The sequence below is a fragment of the Plectonema cf. radiosum LEGE 06105 genome, from assembly GCF_015207665.1.
Taxonomy (GTDB): Bacteria; Cyanobacteriota; Cyanobacteriia; order Cyanobacteriales; family Nostocaceae; genus Rivularia; species Rivularia radiosa_A.
In genome coordinates, this window is sequence record NZ_JADEWL010000017.1 from 45,143 (window position 1) to 61,815 (window position 16,673).

The 16,673-nt window shown below is 39.4% G+C and carries 15 protein-coding genes, 15 tRNA genes and 2 pseudogenes; 7 read left to right on the top strand and 25 right to left on the bottom strand.

What is annotated here, in order from left to right; genetic code table 11:
- Positions 1 to 23: 23 nt before the first annotated feature.
- A pseudogene (locus IQ247_RS33565) lies at positions 24 to 3,000 on the top strand (Tn3 family transposase).
- A gap of 96 nt (positions 3,001 to 3,096) precedes the next feature.
- A pseudogene (locus IQ247_RS08095) lies at positions 3,097 to 3,210 on the top strand (zinc ribbon domain-containing protein); the annotation flags it as partial.
- Positions 3,211 to 3,397: 187 nt separating this feature from the next.
- Here IQ247_RS08095 and IQ247_RS08100 read toward each other — a convergent pair.
- The 15 genes from IQ247_RS08100 to IQ247_RS08170 form a co-directional block, all read right to left on the bottom strand.
- Positions 3,398 to 3,472 (bottom strand) — tRNA-Lys (locus IQ247_RS08100).
- A gap of 29 nt (positions 3,473 to 3,501) precedes the next feature.
- Positions 3,502 to 3,601, bottom strand: a tRNA-Pro gene (locus tag IQ247_RS08105).
- Positions 3,602 to 3,605: 4 nt separating this feature from the next.
- Positions 3,606 to 3,679 (bottom strand) — tRNA-Leu (locus tag IQ247_RS08110).
- Positions 3,680 to 3,683: 4 nt separating this feature from the next.
- A tRNA-Leu gene (locus IQ247_RS08115) sits at positions 3,684 to 3,761 on the bottom strand.
- Positions 3,762 to 3,770: 9 nt separating this feature from the next.
- Positions 3,771 to 3,842: transfer RNA gene (locus tag IQ247_RS08120), tRNA-Gln, on the bottom strand.
- Between the two features lie 7 nt (positions 3,843 to 3,849).
- Positions 3,850 to 3,922: transfer RNA gene (locus IQ247_RS08125), tRNA-Asn, on the bottom strand.
- 7 nt (positions 3,923 to 3,929) lie between these two features.
- A tRNA-Phe gene (locus IQ247_RS08130) sits at positions 3,930 to 4,005 on the bottom strand.
- An 85-nt stretch (positions 4,006 to 4,090) separates the two neighbouring features.
- Positions 4,091 to 4,188 (bottom strand) — tRNA-OTHER (locus tag IQ247_RS08135).
- 3 nt (positions 4,189 to 4,191) lie between these two features.
- A tRNA-Ser gene (locus IQ247_RS08140) sits at positions 4,192 to 4,276 on the bottom strand.
- Between the two features lie 4 nt (positions 4,277 to 4,280).
- Positions 4,281 to 4,365, bottom strand: a tRNA-Tyr gene (locus tag IQ247_RS08145).
- A gap of 9 nt (positions 4,366 to 4,374) precedes the next feature.
- Positions 4,375 to 4,437: transfer RNA gene (locus IQ247_RS08150), tRNA-Glu, on the bottom strand.
- A gap of 12 nt (positions 4,438 to 4,449) precedes the next feature.
- A tRNA-Trp gene (locus tag IQ247_RS08155) sits at positions 4,450 to 4,520 on the bottom strand.
- 5 nt (positions 4,521 to 4,525) lie between these two features.
- A tRNA-Met gene (locus IQ247_RS08160) sits at positions 4,526 to 4,599 on the bottom strand.
- Between the two features lie 5 nt (positions 4,600 to 4,604).
- Positions 4,605 to 4,678, bottom strand: a tRNA-Cys gene (locus IQ247_RS08165).
- Positions 4,679 to 4,760: 82 nt separating this feature from the next.
- Positions 4,761 to 4,835: transfer RNA gene (locus tag IQ247_RS08170), tRNA-Asp, on the bottom strand.
- Between the two features lie 303 nt (positions 4,836 to 5,138).
- Here IQ247_RS08170 and IQ247_RS08175 point away from each other — a divergent pair.
- The 3 genes from IQ247_RS08175 (at position 5,139) to IQ247_RS08185 (ending at position 7,344) form a co-directional block, all read left to right on the top strand.
- Entirely contained in the window at positions 5,139 to 5,288 is a 150-nt protein-coding gene (locus IQ247_RS08175; RefSeq protein ID WP_193918806.1) for a hypothetical protein, read from the top strand.
- 214 nt (positions 5,289 to 5,502) lie between these two features.
- Positions 5,503 to 6,642: an RRXRR domain-containing protein gene (locus IQ247_RS08180; protein WP_193918808.1), complete on the top strand. Its 1,140-nt coding sequence runs from the start codon at positions 5,503 to 5,505 to the stop codon at positions 6,640 to 6,642.
- A 225-nt stretch (positions 6,643 to 6,867) separates the two neighbouring features.
- Positions 6,868 to 7,344, top strand: coding sequence for a hypothetical protein (locus tag IQ247_RS08185; RefSeq protein ID WP_193918810.1), 477 nt, complete (start codon positions 6,868 to 6,870; stop codon positions 7,342 to 7,344).
- 11 nt (positions 7,345 to 7,355) lie between these two features.
- On the opposite strand, the gene IQ247_RS08190 is transcribed toward IQ247_RS08185, so the two are convergent.
- The 4 genes from IQ247_RS08190 to IQ247_RS08205 all read right to left on the bottom strand — a co-directional run bounded on the left by IQ247_RS08190 (position 7,356) and on the right by IQ247_RS08205 (position 10,547).
- Complete coding sequence (locus IQ247_RS08190) at positions 7,356 to 7,982, bottom strand: Uma2 family endonuclease (protein WP_193918812.1); 627 nt, start codon at positions 7,980 to 7,982, stop codon at positions 7,356 to 7,358.
- Positions 7,983 to 8,022: 40 nt separating this feature from the next.
- Complete coding sequence (locus IQ247_RS08195) at positions 8,023 to 8,997, bottom strand: tyrosine-type recombinase/integrase (RefSeq protein ID WP_193918814.1); 975 nt, start codon at positions 8,995 to 8,997, stop codon at positions 8,023 to 8,025.
- A gap of 186 nt (positions 8,998 to 9,183) precedes the next feature.
- Positions 9,184 to 10,044 (bottom strand): sterol desaturase family protein, encoded by an 861-nt coding sequence (locus IQ247_RS08200; RefSeq protein ID WP_193918816.1) that lies wholly within the window; start codon positions 10,042 to 10,044, stop codon positions 9,184 to 9,186.
- 158 nt (positions 10,045 to 10,202) lie between these two features.
- Complete coding sequence (locus IQ247_RS08205) at positions 10,203 to 10,547, bottom strand: hypothetical protein (RefSeq protein ID WP_193918818.1); 345 nt, start codon at positions 10,545 to 10,547, stop codon at positions 10,203 to 10,205.
- 386 nt (positions 10,548 to 10,933) lie between these two features.
- Here IQ247_RS08205 and IQ247_RS08210 point away from each other — a divergent pair, with 386 nt between their 5' ends.
- Both IQ247_RS08210 and IQ247_RS08215 read left to right on the top strand, forming a co-directional pair.
- Positions 10,934 to 12,259 carry a sensor histidine kinase gene (locus IQ247_RS08210; protein ID WP_228059566.1) on the top strand — a complete coding sequence of 442 codons (1,326 nt, stop codon included), beginning with the start codon at positions 10,934 to 10,936 and terminating at the stop codon, positions 12,257 to 12,259.
- A gap of 20 nt (positions 12,260 to 12,279) precedes the next feature.
- Complete coding sequence (locus tag IQ247_RS08215) at positions 12,280 to 12,912, top strand: response regulator transcription factor (RefSeq protein ID WP_193918820.1); 633 nt, start codon at positions 12,280 to 12,282, stop codon at positions 12,910 to 12,912.
- A 634-nt stretch (positions 12,913 to 13,546) separates the two neighbouring features.
- Here the strand turns inward: IQ247_RS08215 and IQ247_RS32415 are convergent.
- From IQ247_RS32415 to IQ247_RS08245, 6 genes are all read right to left on the bottom strand, one after another.
- Positions 13,547 to 13,825 carry a helix-turn-helix transcriptional regulator gene (locus tag IQ247_RS32415; RefSeq protein ID WP_228059567.1) on the bottom strand — a complete coding sequence of 93 codons (279 nt, stop codon included), beginning with the start codon at positions 13,823 to 13,825 and terminating at the stop codon, positions 13,547 to 13,549.
- Between the two features lie 110 nt (positions 13,826 to 13,935).
- Entirely contained in the window at positions 13,936 to 14,535 is a 600-nt protein-coding gene (locus IQ247_RS08225) for a hypothetical protein (RefSeq protein ID WP_193918821.1), read from the bottom strand.
- Between the two features lie 69 nt (positions 14,536 to 14,604).
- Complete coding sequence (locus IQ247_RS08230; RefSeq protein ID WP_193918822.1) at positions 14,605 to 15,720, bottom strand: restriction endonuclease subunit S; 1,116 nt, start codon at positions 15,718 to 15,720, stop codon at positions 14,605 to 14,607.
- Positions 15,717 to 15,965, bottom strand: coding sequence for a hypothetical protein (locus IQ247_RS08235; protein ID WP_193918823.1), 249 nt, complete (start codon positions 15,963 to 15,965; stop codon positions 15,717 to 15,719). Before IQ247_RS08235 ends, IQ247_RS08230 begins: the two co-directional genes overlap by 4 nt.
- Before the next feature lie 44 nt (positions 15,966 to 16,009).
- Entirely contained in the window at positions 16,010 to 16,414 is a 405-nt protein-coding gene (locus IQ247_RS08240; protein WP_193918824.1) for a type II toxin-antitoxin system VapC family toxin, read from the bottom strand.
- Positions 16,411 to 16,653, bottom strand: a complete 243-nt coding sequence (locus IQ247_RS08245) for a DUF2281 domain-containing protein (protein WP_193918825.1) — start codon at positions 16,651 to 16,653, stop codon at positions 16,411 to 16,413. The genes IQ247_RS08240 and IQ247_RS08245 overlap by 4 nt, the downstream gene beginning before the upstream one ends.
- Between the last annotated feature and the right edge of the window lie 20 nt (positions 16,654 to 16,673).

Below are 16,673 nucleotides of genomic sequence, written 5' to 3' on the forward strand. Positions count from 1 at the left end.
CAAAAAATACACAGGTTCATCTCTTGGCTACCCGCGAATTATTATCTCCCGAACAAAGAATACAATTTACAGAAATACCTCCAGATATTAGTACTAGAGATATCGCTCGTTATTACACTTTCAATTCTGAGGATTTAAAAGCTATTAATGGCTGCCGTCGCGCACATAATCGCTTAGGATTTGCAGTGCAATTATGTTATTTAAGATTTCCAGGTCGGGTATGGGAATTAGGAGAAAAAGTTCCAAAACCTGTTTTATCTTATATTGCTTTGCAATTAGATGTAAAATCAAAACTAATTATGAAGTATGCGCTACGGGATACAACTCGAAGAGAACATTTAGCTAAAATATCATACGTCTTTGAATACTCTACTTTGAATATATTTTATTATAAAAGACTTTCCAGATGGTTAATGCAAGTAGCTTTTGGCACGGATAAGGGAATTGCTTTAGTTGAAGCACTGATTGAAGAAATGCGTCGTTGTAAGATAATAATTCCTGCCATGTCTACTGTAGAAAGACTGGCTTGGGAAACCCGAAGACGCGCTCAAAAGCAATGTTATTTATCGCTTACTAAACATTTAACTACATTTCAGAAGAAAGAAATTGATGGCTTATTAGTTTTAAATCAAGATAAAAATCGTACACCTTTAGTCTGGTTAAGACAACCACCAGGGGTACCAAATCCCAAGAACTTCTTAAAAGTATTAGAGAAGTTAGAATTTATCCGCAATTTGAATTTAGATTCTTCTTGTTTACAAAAAGTGCATCACAACCGCTTGGTACAATTAACAAGGTTGGGACAGAAAAATACACCAGCACATATAGCGAGATTAGATGGAAGTAGGAGGTATGCAATAATCGTCGCTTTTCTATTAGAAATGGCTGCATCATTGGTTGATACTGCAATTTCTATGCATGATAAGATGATGGGTAAATTATTCCGTCGCAGTGAAAATCAACGGAATCAAAAATTTCAACAAGATGGAAAAGCAATAAATGAAAAAGTACGCTTATACGCAAATATAGGAAATGCTTTGATTGATGCTAGAGAGAGTGAAGGAGATGCTTATGCTGCAATTGAATTAATCCACCAGTTGGTCTGAGTTTATAGAAAGTGTAGAAGAAGCAGAAGAACTGACACGTCCTGCGGGTTTTGATTATTTTGATTTGCTTGATAGACGTTATTCCCAGTTGCGTCGTTATGCACCTAAATTGCTATCAACTTTTGAGTTTAAAGCAAGTTTTCCATCTGCTTCTATTGTAGAAGCTTTGAATGTTATCAAAACTCTAAATGAAACTAATCGTCGTAATGTACCCGACGATGCACCTGTCGATTTTGTCAAACCTAAATGGTCAAAGTATGTGTTTTGTAATGATAAAATTGACCGTCATTACTACGAAATGTGTGCTTTAAGTTCGTTAAGGGATGGTTTACGTTCTGGGGATATTTCTGTAACTGGCTCTCGTCAGTATAAAGATTTTGAGGATTATCTTTTACCTCAAGAACAATGGCAAGAATTGCGCGACAATTATAAAATACCTGTTGCAATTCCGACTGATTTTACCACTTATATTGAACAGCGCCAAAAACTATTGTTTGAGCAATTTGATAAAGTTTCTAATCTAATCGCTAAAAAGCAATTATCAGGTGTTGTGATAGAAAATGGTAAATTAACTATTAGTCCCATTACTAGTAATATCTTTGAAGGTGCAAAACAGTTTCGTAACCGGGTTTATGATTTATTACCGCGAATCAAGTTAACTGATTTACTTGTTGAAGTTGATAATTGGACTGGTTTTACTAAACATTTTACCCACTTACAAACGGGCGAATTAATATCAAATAAAACTACTTTGTTTAGTAGCATTCTTGCCGATGCCATAAACTTGGGTTTGATAAAGATGGCGGAAGCATCTCCCGGTTTAACTTTCGAGCGTTTGGCATGGGTGTCTGACTGGTATATTCGTGACGAAAATTACTCAAAAGCGTTAGCTCTTTTAGTTAACTTTCATCATGATATTCCTTTCGCTTCTTATTGGGGTGATGGTAAAACTTCTTCTAGCGACGGTCAAAGGTTCAAGGCTGGTGGCTTTAACTCGATTAATGAAGAGGTTAATGCCAAGTATGGTACGGGTAAAAGCGTTGTTTTTTACACTCATATCTCCGACCAGTATGCACCATTTCATACCAAAGTAATTAATGCAACCGTCAGGGATGCTACGCACGTATTGGATGGCTTACTGTATCACGAAACCGATTTAAAGATAGAAGAGCATTTCACCGATACCAATGGTTTTACCGAACAGGTATTTGCAATTTGTCATTTACTGGGATTCCGTTTTTCTCCCAGGATGCGGGATTTGAGTTCCAAAAAGTTGCACGTATTTGAAGGTGTGGATACTTATACGACCTTATCACCACTATTGGGTGAGAAAATTAACGTCAAGTTGATTCAAGATTGTTGGGACGATATTCTGCGCTTGGCTACTTCCATCTCTAAGGGAACGGTAACAGCATCTTTAATGATGAGAAAGTTAGCGTCTTATCCCCGTCAGAACAAGCTGGCGACTGCATTACGGGAGTTGGGAAGAATTGAAAGAACTTTGTTTACTTTGGACTGGCTGCAAAGCCCTAAACTACGACGTAAAGCTACAAACGAACTTAACAAAGGAGAATTGAAACATTCCCTTGCCAGAGCAATTTTCTTTCACCGTCTGGGAGAGATACGCGACCGTTCCTTTGAAGACCAATCTTTACGAGCGAGTGGTCTGAATCTAGTAATTGCTGCAATCGTGCTGTGGAATACGGTTTATTTGGAGAATGCAGTCAATTGGTTGAAATCGGAAGGTATGAATATTCCCGATGAATACTTGCAACATTTATCACCTATGGGCTGGGAACATATCAATTTGACTGGGGATTATATTTGGAATTTGAAGTCGGCGAGCAGTTTCGATAATTTGCGTCCGTTGAGAACCAAAAAGATAAAACTTTGAATGGCTGTAAGCTTTATATCAAGAGGCTTTCGGAAGTTGTGTTAATTCCTTAGCGTACAATTTTCCCGTTTTGGCACAGTCCCGCCTAATTGTGGCCACAAGAAGGAAATACTCTCTTTAAGTGAAAGAGTATTTTGTTGTGAAAGCTGTAAAAAGACAATAGACCGGGATTTGAACGCCGCAATTAATTTATGTAAGGCTGTCAGTTAGGCAGTTTCAGCCTGTGGATGGGAAGTAGCCGACTACCCCAGTTTGAAGCAGGAAGTAAACGCCAAAATGATATATGTCTAGATTTGTCTAGTTATAGGTAGTTTTGGGTAAGTTTTATGTAACGGTCGAACCTGTGTCAACCTGATTAAGAGTCAGGAGCATAACCGTTCTGCCAAACGCCCGTAATTGGTGGGTCGCCCAGGGGTTGAACCTGGATAAATCCGCTTAAAAGGCGGTCGCATATCCGCTCTGCCAACGACCCAAATACCCGTTCCGTCACAGGGGCATGAATCCGAGTGGCAGGATTTGTTCGCGTTAGCGTCTCCCGAAGGGAGAACCTGCGACCCTCTGTTCCCAAAACAGATGCGCTACCAAACTGCGCTACACTCGGATAGTACTGCTGGTGGGAGTTGAACCCACAACGTCTGGTTTCTAAGACCAGCGCCTCTTCCAGTTGGGCTACAGCAGCATATTGGTACTCCCGGTGGGATTTGAACCCACACATAGATTGTTTTTGAGACAGCCGCCTCTTCCAATTGGGCTACAGGAGCAAGATTTAACTGCCTCGTCAGGATTTGAACCTGAAATACCTCTTCCAAAGAGAGGTGTGTTGCCAATTACACTACAAGGCAATGAAAACTGCCCCAGTAGGAATCGAACCTACAACCTCGCGGTTAACAGCCGCTTGCTCTGCCAATTGAGCTATAGGGCAATGAAAGCCCCCCAGGTCAGAATCGAACTGACGACCTCCTGCTCTTCAGACAGGCGCTACTACCAAAACTGAGCTACCAGGGGATAAAAGAGGAAAGATGGATATTATCAAACGAACTGGTTCAATTCAGCATCTTAAGCCAGTCATTCCACCATCTTTCCCATGTAACGAGAACGGTAGGGATTGAACCTACAGTCTTCAGTTAGCGCTATCGCGCCGCTAACGCTAACGTAGACTGACGTGTTATCCGATTACACCACGTTCTCAGACGGAGAGAGAGGGAGTTGAACCCACAGTGAACTTACATCCACGACTGTTTAGCAAACAGCTTGCTCTGCCAATAGCAACCTCTCCATAATGGGCTGGGTAGGATTTGAACCTACGGGGCACAGAGGCATCCGTTTTACAGACGGCTTCCTTCAACCAGACTTGGATACCAACCCATAAGGCAGTGCCGACGGGGCTTGAACCCGCAATCTCCTGCTTGAAAGACAGGCGGCTTAACCAATTTGCCGGAGCGCCCACAACGCAGAGACTAGGATTTGAACCCAGAACAACAGTTTTGGAGACTGTGGTGTTGCCATTACACCATCTCTGCATTAGTGGCAGTGGCGGGATTTGAACCCGCATATCCTCGGTTATGAGCCGAGTACCTTAACCCCGCCGGTGACACTGCGATGATTGGAGTCCAGGGTGAGATTTGAACTCACACAGTCGGTTTTGCAGACCGACACCCTACCATTAGGCGACCTGGACGCAGTTAGAAGCCTTGATGGAATTTGCACCCTCTTCTCCTTTGAGAACCAGAGCGACTTTACTAGTCATTCACAAGGCTACACGGGAATGACGAGACTTGAACTCGCGACTTCCTGTTCGACAGACAGGCACTCTAAACCAACTGAGTTACATCCCCTTAAGGTGGCAATTTAATTGTCATGGTTCGGATGAGTTAATATCAGCTTTTTGTAGTAGCTGTATTACTCTGTATTTGTATACTACACGCTATATTACATAGTGTCAACACCGTACTACAAGTTTTTTGAAATAAATATCGGGCAACCGTTACTGTGTTGCCCTTGAAGGCTTTGTATTAGAACTGTTTGAGCGTCTAAAAATAAAAAAGAATGCATTAAATCTATGTCTCTACCAGGTAGAATAGTTGTAATATTTCTTCTGTTGAGCGCTGAAACTGTATATCTTTGAGAAAATTGCTGTTATGGCTAACCTATTCCAGCAACGTAGAAGTCGGATATTGCCGCATTCCGAGTTAAAACCCGAAGATATCAGTCGTCGTAAGCATCAACGTTCGGAGATTGGCAACCGTTGCCGAGCAATTTGTCAACTACCTACACCTCTCTTTGAGTAGGTGCAGGCTTGCAAAACACCCGGTCTAACTGGGTTCACGGTATGCAACGAAGAGTTGGTTAGGGCGCTGAGATTTGGTAAGGCTAAACGTACAGATTTTTCCCTAGTTTGTACCTCTTTACGGTCTAGTCGTGAATAGAAGTTACGCTTACTAAATTGCCCGAAGGGACAGGTTTTATCCCTGAATACAAATTATTTTAGTTTGGGTTATCCCCATGAATCAAGCAACTAGAGTACCCGTAGTATCAAAGAACGGAAAACCACTTATGCCGACCACCCCGGCGCGTGCAAGAAAGTGGACAAGCCACGGTAAAGCGGTTGGTAAGCGTAATAAAATCGGTGTATTTTACGTGCAATTATTGCGCGAACCGTCAGGATACAATACTCAAGAGATTGTCGCAGGTACGGATAGAGGAAAAGCATTTACAGGTATAGCTTTTCAATCCAAATTAGCAACAATTGCACTGTTTCACGCTTGCTTACCTGGCTTTTACAAGTCTAAAAAGACAAGTAAAGACAGGCAATCTGTAACAGGTAAGATGGCGAAACGTACCGAATTACGACGTACTCGTAGAGGACAGCGCATCAATCGTAAAAAGCCTTTTAAACTAAGAAATCATCGCCAAAAAAGGTTTTCTAACCGTCGTCAAAACAAGTTACCACCTAGCGTAAAAGCTAACAGGCAGATGGAGTTACGTATATTGTTAGAGATGGCTGCAATCGTGCCTCTCTCTGAGATTAGAGACGAAACCTGTGGAGGGAACAGTAAAAAGAACGGGTTCGGTATATCTCCCGTAACTGTTGGGCAAGAATGGTTTAGGGCAGAGGCATCTAAAATTGCTCCTGTCATCGAAGTAGATTCTTTAGATACTGGCAAGTATCGAAACCATCTAGGACTTGTTAAGGACAAAAAAGATAAATCCAAACAATGCCCAGAAACTCACGCGAACGATGCGATTGCTTTGGCTTCTACGCACTTTATTAAGTACCAAGAATTTCACACATCTACAGCACATGGACATCATTGGGTCGGGCAATGCGTTATTAGCAACGCACCATTTATTGTTGTTACTCGACCAAAATTGTTTAGACGTAAATTGCACCAAGAAAACTATACAAAGGGTGGGATTCTAAAACGTCAAGGTGGAACAATAACGCCTTTTGGTTTTAGGTCTGGCGATTATGTCCAATCATCTAAAAAAGGTGAGATTATTCGCGGTTGGGTTGGCGGATTTTCTGATACTTATAAAACAAAAAACATATCTATTTACGACCATAACTGGTCACGCATCGGTCAATTTAATCCCAAAAAAGTCAAGCTAATAAAACGCAGTACAAAACTATGTGTTGTCTGACTTTACTCGGACTGGCATTCCTCCCAACTAATCGAAAATCATTACAATTGGTTTATTGCTGTTGATGCTGACAGCGAAAACTACCTTCTTGACCAGGAATTAGAAGGTTTGCTCCGAAAAGTTTGCAACCAAAATCCCCGAATAGACGCTTCCATAACTATTTTCCGCCTCAACCAAATCTGGAGCTTGCGGCAAGATATGAGTCATAGTAGTTTTTAAAGATAAATGAAAGTAGCTGACTTACCTAGATTGGTCATTGAAGAACTTTGTCAAAATGAATACTGGCGAATAGACATTGACCCCGGATTAGATGCTAAACACGAATTTTTCATGCGTTGGGAGTATCTGCTACCTAATTCGCGTACTGCGAATTATGAAGAGGAGGAAGTGGCAGAATTTATCAACTTTGGCGGATATGAATTACTTTTACCTCTTGGAAGAGCGCACCACCCCCATATGTATTTATTGCGTTTAAATCCAAGCGCCGATAAAAATTCGCTAACTTTATTTCTGTTCGATACCTATCTCAGTAATTGGTTTACAGATGTGCGGGATGCCCGTTATGGGTTTTTAGCCGTTGCCGAACGCTACCAAAACCACGGATGTAACTTTTATATCGCATCTTATTACCATTTCTCCTACTTGGTTGGACGAGAGTATGAAATGGCACGAGAAATTATGCAACAACGGTTAAATAGTTAAATATCAAATCATTAAGCTAAATCAAAAATCTGCTGCGCGGACAAGTTGAATGCCGGGAAAGTCGGAGAAACAACGGTCATATCTCCCGTAAATGGAGTCATCTGATATTCTCCGTCAACCAAGTTACAAACAAAAATTGTGGGTTGCTTGGGGTTGCCAATGAACTTTCTCGCCCCCAACGCTGCGTAATCGAGAATCCAATATTCCTCAATACCCATTTCTTCATAATCTCGAAGCTTATTGTAGTAATCGTCACGCCAATTAGTTGAAACAACCTCGACGATTAATTTTACCGAATCAGGATTTTGAATAATAGATTCGCTTTCCCATCGGGGTTCTGCACCAAGAACTTTTTTGTTCAAAACGATAATATCTGGCTCATAACCCGATTTTTCGTATTTGGGTTTTACTATAGATTCTCTGGGAATAGTCCAGATGCCACCAAAACCCATCTGCCTAATAATTATCAATAGTTGCTCGATAAGGGAACCAGTTAGATTTGAATGCTTTCCCTTTGGCTTGGGCATTTCGATAATCACTCCATCATGCAGTTCGTATCGGACTTCCGAATTTTCGGGATACCAGCTTATAAATTCATCAAAGCTGTATAGTTTGGGTTCGGCTTGGGCTTGACTCATAAGTCCTAATTGGATTTTTTTGAGCGTTTTATATAAATTATCAAATCAAATCATCAAGCATCCTGGTTAATTCACCTTGCAAATCGACGCGGTTATCATCGTAAATAATTACAGTTCTGGGGTCAGAATGTCGGCTTAACTTTTGCGTAGCCCGAATATTACCATTATTTTGATTCAGTGCTTCGGTGATAGCGCTATGCCTAACCCGGTGAGGACTCATCTGCTTTTCAATCCCCGCCAACTTGCAATATTTACCAACAATTAAACGTATCCCTTCCCCACTTAACCTATTACCAAATTTTACCGGGTCAAGGGAAATAAAAATTGGTTCGTTGGGCTTATCAGTTCCATTAGATGCTTGCAACCATTCAGTTATTGAAACAGCAGTTTTTTGAGAAATTGTACACAATTCGCGTTCGCCATTGCGACCTTTACCGCTAACCTCCAACTGGCAACTACTGTACTTAAAATGCTTTACATCCAAACTACTAATTTCACCGCGCCGTAGAGCATTACTCCATAACAACCGCATAATACAGTAATCGCGCTTTCCGGCAAGGGTATCAGTATCGATTTTCTCAAATAACTTGATAACCTCTGCAACCTCTATCCCCTTAGTATCCCGATACGGTCTAATTTTCTCATTTTTAATCGCGGATAGGTCGTAATCGCAGATGCTAAAAATCTGCCCCATTTCCACCAAGGATTTTATTGCGCTAATTCTGCGGTTAACCGTCGCTGGCGCTAAACCTTGCTCAAAAAGGTGGTTACGGTAGGCAACCACCACCGATATCGCCTGAGTCTTAGATAGCGATAAAAACTCACGGGCAAGGTCGGATGTTAATTCACGACCTGGAGCAACGAGATTAAAGAAATTTCGCAAGTCATGAGAGTAAGCCCTGCGAGTGTGTTCGGAGCGCTTTTGCGTCAGTAACACTTCGAGAATTTGCTTACTATCTCCACTCGTAATTGTACTTAAAGAGGTGATAGAGCGGAGCGTGATGATACCTGACATAGAAGAAAATCGTCGAATATACGAGCTTGTGCGCGTTAAGTGATTGTTTAAACGAGCATTCTCACCACCAGTTTACATTATTATTGACACACTATTTCCTAGAATTTTGGTCTTTTAGTCGATATTAATCCGTAGTCGTTATGATGTTGGTTTTATTTAAATCGAATCGCATCTTTAATATTTTTATTACAAAATTTCCCGCAGGTTTTGTTTCTTCCGCGTATACTTCCACTCTGGAGGAGCAAATAGATAACAAAAGCGTTCCTTAAAAGAATTAGTAGAAGTTAAATCTTTGTATATTTCTATCCATTCATTAAAAACGACTTTGAAAGGATTATTCGATTTAATTGGATGAGTTAAACCGTAAACAGGAGGATTTGATGCTTCCTCGGCAGCAAAAGTACCAAATAAACGGTCAAAGATAATTAAAACTCCACCATAATTGCGATCTATATATGTTCCGTTAGAAGCATGATGTACCCTGTGGTGTGATGGAGTATTCAAAAACCATTCTAAAATACCCAGCTTCGGAATTAGTTCAGTATGAATCCAAAATTGGTAAACCAAGTTTAAAGCTAGAGCGGTGATAACTGAAGAAGGTTGAAAACCAAGCCAAACAAGCGGTGCAAAAAATATACCCGCACCAGAGATAGCACCCGTCCACCCTAAGCGATAAGCTGCTGAAAAATTAAAATATTCTGGTGAGTGGTGAACAACGTGAGTAGCCCAAAACCAACGAATGCGATGAGATGCTCGATGGTACCAATAGTATACAAATTCTAATGTTATAAATAGTAGTAGTAAATTCCACCAATTATCGAGAGAAATAGTTGATATCCGATGCTTCCATGCAAATTCAATTAGAGCCGCAGTTGGAATAATGGGAATTAGTTTAGATATGCGATTTCCAATCAAAATAGCCAGTGAAATCAAACTTTCTCGTTGTGAATACTTTTCTTTCTTCCAAAGCGCTATCAACAAGACTTCAATCACAATGGAAATTAAGAAAAAAGGAATAAATTTTAGAGTTATATCCGTGTAATTCATTTTTTTGCCAGATGTAATTCTGATTATTTAGATTCAATGATTTGGATGACAAAGTTCTCTATAGATGTACTAACCTGCAATACTAATTACTCAAACCCTTGATTACAGATTTGGGTGTTTATCATTGCAGGTTTATACATAAGTATTGGAGTTAGAATTTAATTTCCGAAAGTGCGATTAGTGGTTTGGGTTCTACCATTAGCACCAGTACGAGTTGTGGTTTGCACTCCGTTTCCTGCTGTGCGATTAGTGGTTTGAGTTCTACTATTAGGACCAGTGCGAGTTGTAGTTTGCGCTCCGTTCCCGTAAGTGCGATTAGTGGTTTGAGTTCTACCGTTATGGCCAGTACGAGTTGTGGTTTGCGCTCCGTTCCCGTAAGTGCGACTGGTGGTTTGAGTTCTACCGTTATGACCGGTGCGAGTTGTAGTTTGTCCAGCTAAAACTGATGGTGAAAATGCAGTTAAGGTTAATCCAATTAAAGAGATACTTAGCAGAGATTTCATGATTTTTCCTTATGTTAGTAGTGGGGATGATTTGAGGTTTTTTGAAGCAATCAAAATGTTTTTTGCTTTCTTCTCTCAACCTCGATGTATACAACATAAGCCGGATAGCACCTTTAAAACATGAGTCAAGAGTCCTCAATTGAATAAGGACTAAAGTCCCTAATTTAATCATGACTAATGTTGCTAGTATTTAAAGCGGGTAGATAAGCTATATTTAGTAATTGTTTCAGAAGGCAGTCAAAATGAAGAATTTAGAATTGGTTTAATAAGCAAAAATCTATGTCCTCCGGACACTTATTTCTGTCTTAGCCTTTTTTAAATGTGAGTTCTTCTTCCTTCTTCCTTCTTCCTTCGTGAATAAGTACGGATGAACCATAAAAAACAATATGAATTCCATGATTTATTTTATTCAGGCTCGGAAATATCCACTAAGATTTTTACTTTATTTAGAATGGATTTTATTGGCAATTATCATTGCTTGTGAAGTTTTTGTTTTTTTATTTAATATTGCTTCAATATTTCCAAGAAATATCTTTTTCAATATATTTTTTTTATTTATATTTGGAATTATTGGTTTAAAATTACCGTCACATAATCAACTCTACAAAATCATTTATACAGGCTTAGAATTTGGATTAATCATCATTGCTTCATTCGCTGGAGGGATTCTTTTAGTTCCGCTACTATATATTATTTTGATAGCTCGTAATTGTGTAATTTTCCGGGGCATCAACCGTTATATAGTTAGTGGATTGGCTATATTTTTATCTTTAGTCACACAACTTCAACGTATAAAAACAGTCCAAGACATTCAACTTTTAGAAACTAAACAACAATATGCAATTGCCATATTAGCTTCTGTATTAACATTAGGGATTGGGGCAATTTTCATGCAAATGGCGATTAATGCATTACTCAATGAATTTCAAAGTAGGCAAAAATTAAATATTGCGAACGAACAACTAGCAATTGCTAATGCTCAATTAAGTCAATATGCTTTAAAAGTCGAAGAATTAGCAACTCTAGAGGAGCGTAACCGTATTGCTCGGGATATTCATGATTCTGTTGGTCATGCTTTAACAGTTTTAAATTTACATTTAGAAGCAGCAGTAAAAATATGGCAAACTGACCCAGAAGAAGCTACAGAATTTTTAACCGAAGCGAAACAATTAGGTTCAAATGCTCTTAAGGAAGTTCGTCAATCAATTTCAACTTTACGTGCAGACCCATTAGCTGGATTATCTTTAGAAGATGCTATCGTTTCTTTAGCTGAAGATTTTCAACCTTCCAGTAATATTTCGCCAAGCTTAGAGATAGATTTAAAATTACCTATTAAACCTGAAGTTAAAATTGCGATTTATCGCATTATTCAAGAAGCATTCACTAATATTTTTAAGCACGCAGAAGCAACAGAAGTTAAGATTATGCTTAAAACTCAAAATCAAAATCAAATATCTCAGGACTTAACCACACACAGCACAACTAAAGTCATTGCTACCCAAAGAAGCAATCTCAAACCATTACAAATAGCTCACGAGTCCGTAATACAGCTAATTATTCATGATAATGGTAAAGGATTTAAACCCAACCAAAATACAACCGGTTTCGGCTTGCAAAGTATGCGCGATCGCACTCTTGCTATTGGTGGTACTTTCAATATGGCAACAGCCCCAAATTCAGGATGTAAGATTACTGCAACCTTCCCAATATAAAATATAAATCCAAAATTAAGATGATTCGTTTATTATTAGTTGATGATGAAAATTTAATCCGTCGCGGACTCAAAGCCTTACTAAAATTAGAAAAAGATTTAGAAATAGTCGGAGAAGCAGATAACGGACAAACTGCAATTGATTCCATTCCCACTTTAAAGCCCGATGTGATTTTAATGGATATTCGGATGCCGATAATGGATGGTGTTGCAGCAACAAAAGAAATTACCAAAGCCTTCCCACAAATTAAAATTTTAGTACTTACTACTTTTGCGGATGAAGATTATGTCACCCAAGCATTACATTATGGTGCTGCGGGATATTTACTTAAAGATACACCTTCTGAAGAGTTAGCTCATGCAATTCGTTCTGTACATAAAGGTTATACCCAACTAGGACCAGGACTAGGTAAAGTCATGGCTGAAAAACTTCCAGTTTCTAAATCTCCACCACCGGGTTGGGATGAACTTACACCAAGAGAAATCGAAATTTTAAAGTTAGTCGCTAAAGGTTCAACTAATCGAGAAATTGCTGAGGCTTTGTATATTACCGAAAAAACCGTCAAAAATTATATGACTCGCATTTTCAATCGGTTAGATTTACGCGATCGCACTCAAGCTGCACTCCTCGCTAGTGCGTTTTTTGGTAATTAAAGATGATGAATACAATAAATCAAAAAATTAACTATCGTTCATGCTTACCTACCACAAAGATAATTGCCCAGGTGATATATTAGATTTACCTCATTGGTGGTATAAAAGGTAGCATTTGCTGCAAAGCACTGCGAGATTACTCTTAGAATTATTTGATGGATTTCTGTCCCAATGATGGGTCCGTAGAGTGCGTTTCATCCGTTCTGAGCGAGTAAGTTTAGAAGTGTCTTCTCCGGGGCGTATGCATTGTAAACCGCACTTTTGACACTGCCATTGTACGGATTTTTTAACTGATGTAGAGATGTCCGTCCAATCGTCTGGGTACGGGTTAAACGACATTGATATGTTGGAGTTTTAGGACTTAATGGATTTTACCAAGCAGGGATGACGCGAAGCAATGCGGAGCTTGTCACCGTTGCGAAGAGCGTATATCACAACGGGAGCCGTCGTTTTTCAAAAATTATCTTCAATCTTATGCGCCACCAACCATAAAATCAAAATTACCTTCACCGCTGCTTTCCCTCAATGTTTTCATGATTTTTATAGGGTCATCGTGTGGACCATCGACATAGCATGGTTTCCCGTTACGACCACATTCAATACGTATTGTCCCATCCCATTGCCCAATGTGCGATCAGCCGCACGGCTGCGCCGAACGCGATTTCTCAAAGTCTTTGTGTGGTTTAAATCCTAAACTTTCTGCATATTCGCAAGCACTAAATATCATTCCTTGAGCGACTTCAAGGGGAACGGGGTGAGGTTCTCCGGGGAATGGATGAAATATTTGCTGTGCTTGATTTTGAATTACTGAACTAACTTCTGATACTTTGACACCTAGTTTTCGAGCTATTTGTTTGGGTGTTAAATTCAATGCCCGTAAATTCAGGATTTCTTGTTCTTGTGTTGCTGTCATAAATTACTGCTTTCCACAAATAACCTATGCAGAAATAATAAACCATTGGCTGATGCTCTTCGCCAGGAAGTTATCACTTTGTTCAAAAAATTTCATATGCGAACCCGCAACTATTTAACCGGGTGGTAAAGTTTATCTTTTTCGTTAAATCGCCACGTATACTTACCCCTATCGCGATTTTTACTCCATTCTCCAAACTCACTCGTTGACAGGGTTGCGTGCTTTTCTTGCAGCGTTGGGATATTAACGTTAAGTCGCAACGCTAATTTTTGTTCGTCGAGGGCTTCAATTTGAGGTGGTTTCCCGCTTTGGTTGTAGGGATTGCCCGATGATCTATATTGTCTGCGGTTATTTGATGCAATTCCATTACGTTGAATAGCAATCAATGCTCCTTCTAACTGTGCTACCCTCCGATTGAGTGCTTCTAGTTTTTCTTCAGTACGTTCCTCGGAAGCATTGCTTTGTGAGGAGGGTTTGTTACCTTGCTTGTTGATGTTTTGCGCCAGTTGGTGTAACTGTTCCTCTACTTTTTGCAAGCGAACTTCTGTACATACCTCTACACCCGGTATATCTCCTAATTCGTGGAGCAACCCCCGGATTACTATATCCGTGGCGGTTTTGCCCGGTTGTGGAGAAGCTTTTTTGCGTAGTGCTTCTGCCAAAGGTTTGGGCAATTTGAAATTCATTGACTCGCGTTCAACTCGCGTCATGTCTACACCCAGGTACATACCGTATATATATAGCTTACAACGTAGTGGGGTACGAGGGAGCAATTAACTTTACTCCGTTTGGGTGAAGTGGGTAAGAATGCAACAGTCAAGATTGGCTTTGGTTTGTTGGTATTGTTGTTGTATGGTCTCAATAGTTTTGAAAAAAGATTCTATTCGATGAACAATTTCCAGTTGCTCATCTTCTGAAATAAGAGGAATTTTAATTTTACGAAGACCTGAAAGCGGAACAGTTAATTGAGCAGTTCCGGTTGCTACTTCAGTTGCTTGCTTGAAAATAAAGTTTGATTTTAGAGCATATAAAATATATTTACTATTGATAAAATCACTCAATTTAAATAGTGCAATATGTCTTTGAAAACAAAATTTTTCTTCCGTATCTACAATGACCGGAATTCCATAAGAACCAACAACTGAATATAAAATATCTCTTTTTTTAGGTTTTCTATGCTCTGGAATTGAACGATAATATTCTTCTGGTACATATCTTATATTACTAAAATCTAATTTGCCTTTAGTAATATTTGAAATTACTAAGAATGGGATACCATAATTAGCTTTAGGCGGAGCTTGATGGTCGCCATCCGTAATTGAATTACAAATACTTGATAAACTGACCCATTTCCAATTATTCGGTATTTTAAATGGGTCAGGAAGATTGCTTTCTATTTTTTTTGTTTTAAATTTGTGTATTTTTCCTCGAATCTTCTCCAGCAAAACTGAAGCAGGTTCCACATCGGGATTATTCTCGCGCCAATCAGCAGTCAAGTCGCCACGGAATGCAGCAGCGAGGACAGATTGACGGAATTGGTCTAATAATTGCGGTATTGCGTCAATTGCTTCTTTTACCCGTTGGCTTCTCCTTTGTAGCGCTTCGATTTTCCTTACTATCCGCTTTTGTTCGTTGAGTGGTGGGAAAGGGATTTTTAGTTGCTGTAAAACTTCATCATCAAAAGGTAACGATACAAAAGTATTTAGAAATGCGGATTGTAAAGCTAAGGTGCGTTCGGGATTATTGCTTCTCATTGCACCATAAAATAGTTCAGCTTTAACCACCGAACACACAGCAATATCTTGTGGTGACAGCGATTGTAATCTTCTTCGCACACCAGACATAGGGCGATTTAGATAAACAATACAAGCGTTAGTATCTAATAGATAAATCACTCAAGCAATGGCTCCCGTTCTTCAAATTCACCTTGGGGATATCTTTGAATCGGGTCATCCGCTAAACAACCTGCCGTCTGCTCAAAAAAACCGGGGGGATATCCTAAATCGGATGGTGTTTGTGTTGTTTCAATTGAGTGATAAATTACCATTACTTCTACTTCTTTATCTTTCATTCCCAAGGGAATATCTAAATGTAAAATGCCATCTGAACCGACACGTTTTTTTAATTTAATACTTTGCATAGTTGATTATCCTAGAATTGAATTAAATGCATTACAATAAAAAATTAATTAAAAATAGAAATTAATTTAATACCTGACACCCTAAACATCGGCTTAGTCGGCTTCTCCGTCGTGATAAATTCCTCCGTACCGAGTGATAATGCAGCAGCAATATGCAGCGCATCCATAGCAGCTAAACCATACTGACAGCCTATATCATAAGCATCTTGTACCACTTTTTCTAAATCCGGAACCCAATAGGTAACAGCACTAAAGAATTCTTCATAGAATTGAGCTTCTTCAGTTTGCTTGTGATAAATCGCTTTGGGAATTACTTCTAACTTAACAAATTCACTCGACGCAAATTGACGGTTTGAATCTCCTAAAATTTCTAAAGCTTTCTCGGCAATTCTACCCACACCATCTGTTGCACTTAGTAATACCCCTGAATCAATATATGTTAAAATCATTCTCCTCTACCCTCTAACCCACCTCTACGACTAGCAAGTTCTTTTGCTATTCCTTCTTCATCTAATAAAGGTTTCCCAGAAGCAACTATTTTGGTACGAATTTGTCGTAAACGTTCTCCCAAAGAAGCTTTTTTGACAGAATTTTTAACGTAAAGAAATTCGACAAAATCTAAAACTTCCTCCTGTTTTTCTTTGGGTAAAGAACGCCATTTTGCTAATAAATCTTGTTCTGGACTCATAATGACAACCTTTCGATCAT

Bases quoted from the DNA above. Each gene is read 5' to 3' on its own strand.
- IQ247_RS08205 (WP_193918818.1), bottom strand. From the start codon at position 10,547: ATGAAATCTCTGCTAAGTATCTCTTTAATTGGATTAACCTTAACTGCA.
- IQ247_RS08190 (WP_193918812.1), bottom strand. From the start codon at position 7,982: ATGAGTCAAGCCCAAGCCGAACCCAAACTATACAGCTTTGATGAATTT.
- IQ247_RS08180 (WP_193918808.1), top strand. From the start codon at position 5,503: ATGAATCAAGCAACTAGAGTACCCGTAGTATCAAAGAACGGAAAACCA.
- IQ247_RS32415 (WP_228059567.1), bottom strand. From the start codon at position 13,825: ATGACAGCAACACAAGAACAAGAAATCCTGAATTTACGGGCATTGAAT.
- IQ247_RS08200 (WP_193918816.1), bottom strand. From the start codon at position 10,044: ATGAATTACACGGATATAACTCTAAAATTTATTCCTTTTTTCTTAATT.
- IQ247_RS08215 (WP_193918820.1), top strand. From the start codon at position 12,280: ATGATTCGTTTATTATTAGTTGATGATGAAAATTTAATCCGTCGCGGA.
- IQ247_RS08195 (WP_193918814.1), bottom strand. From the start codon at position 8,997: ATGTCAGGTATCATCACGCTCCGCTCTATCACCTCTTTAAGTACAATT.
- IQ247_RS08245 (WP_193918825.1), bottom strand. From the start codon at position 16,653: ATGAGTCCAGAACAAGATTTATTAGCAAAATGGCGTTCTTTACCCAAA.
- IQ247_RS08240 (WP_193918824.1), bottom strand. From the start codon at position 16,414: ATGATTTTAACATATATTGATTCAGGGGTATTACTAAGTGCAACAGAT.
- IQ247_RS08235 (WP_193918823.1), bottom strand. From the start codon at position 15,965: ATGCAAAGTATTAAATTAAAAAAACGTGTCGGTTCAGATGGCATTTTA.
- IQ247_RS08225 (WP_193918821.1), bottom strand. From the start codon at position 14,535: ATGACGCGAGTTGAACGCGAGTCAATGAATTTCAAATTGCCCAAACCT.
- IQ247_RS08185 (WP_193918810.1), top strand. From the start codon at position 6,868: ATGAAAGTAGCTGACTTACCTAGATTGGTCATTGAAGAACTTTGTCAA.
- IQ247_RS08210 (WP_228059566.1), top strand. From the start codon at position 10,934: ATGAATTCCATGATTTATTTTATTCAGGCTCGGAAATATCCACTAAGA.
- IQ247_RS08175 (WP_193918806.1), top strand. From the start codon at position 5,139: ATGGCTAACCTATTCCAGCAACGTAGAAGTCGGATATTGCCGCATTCC.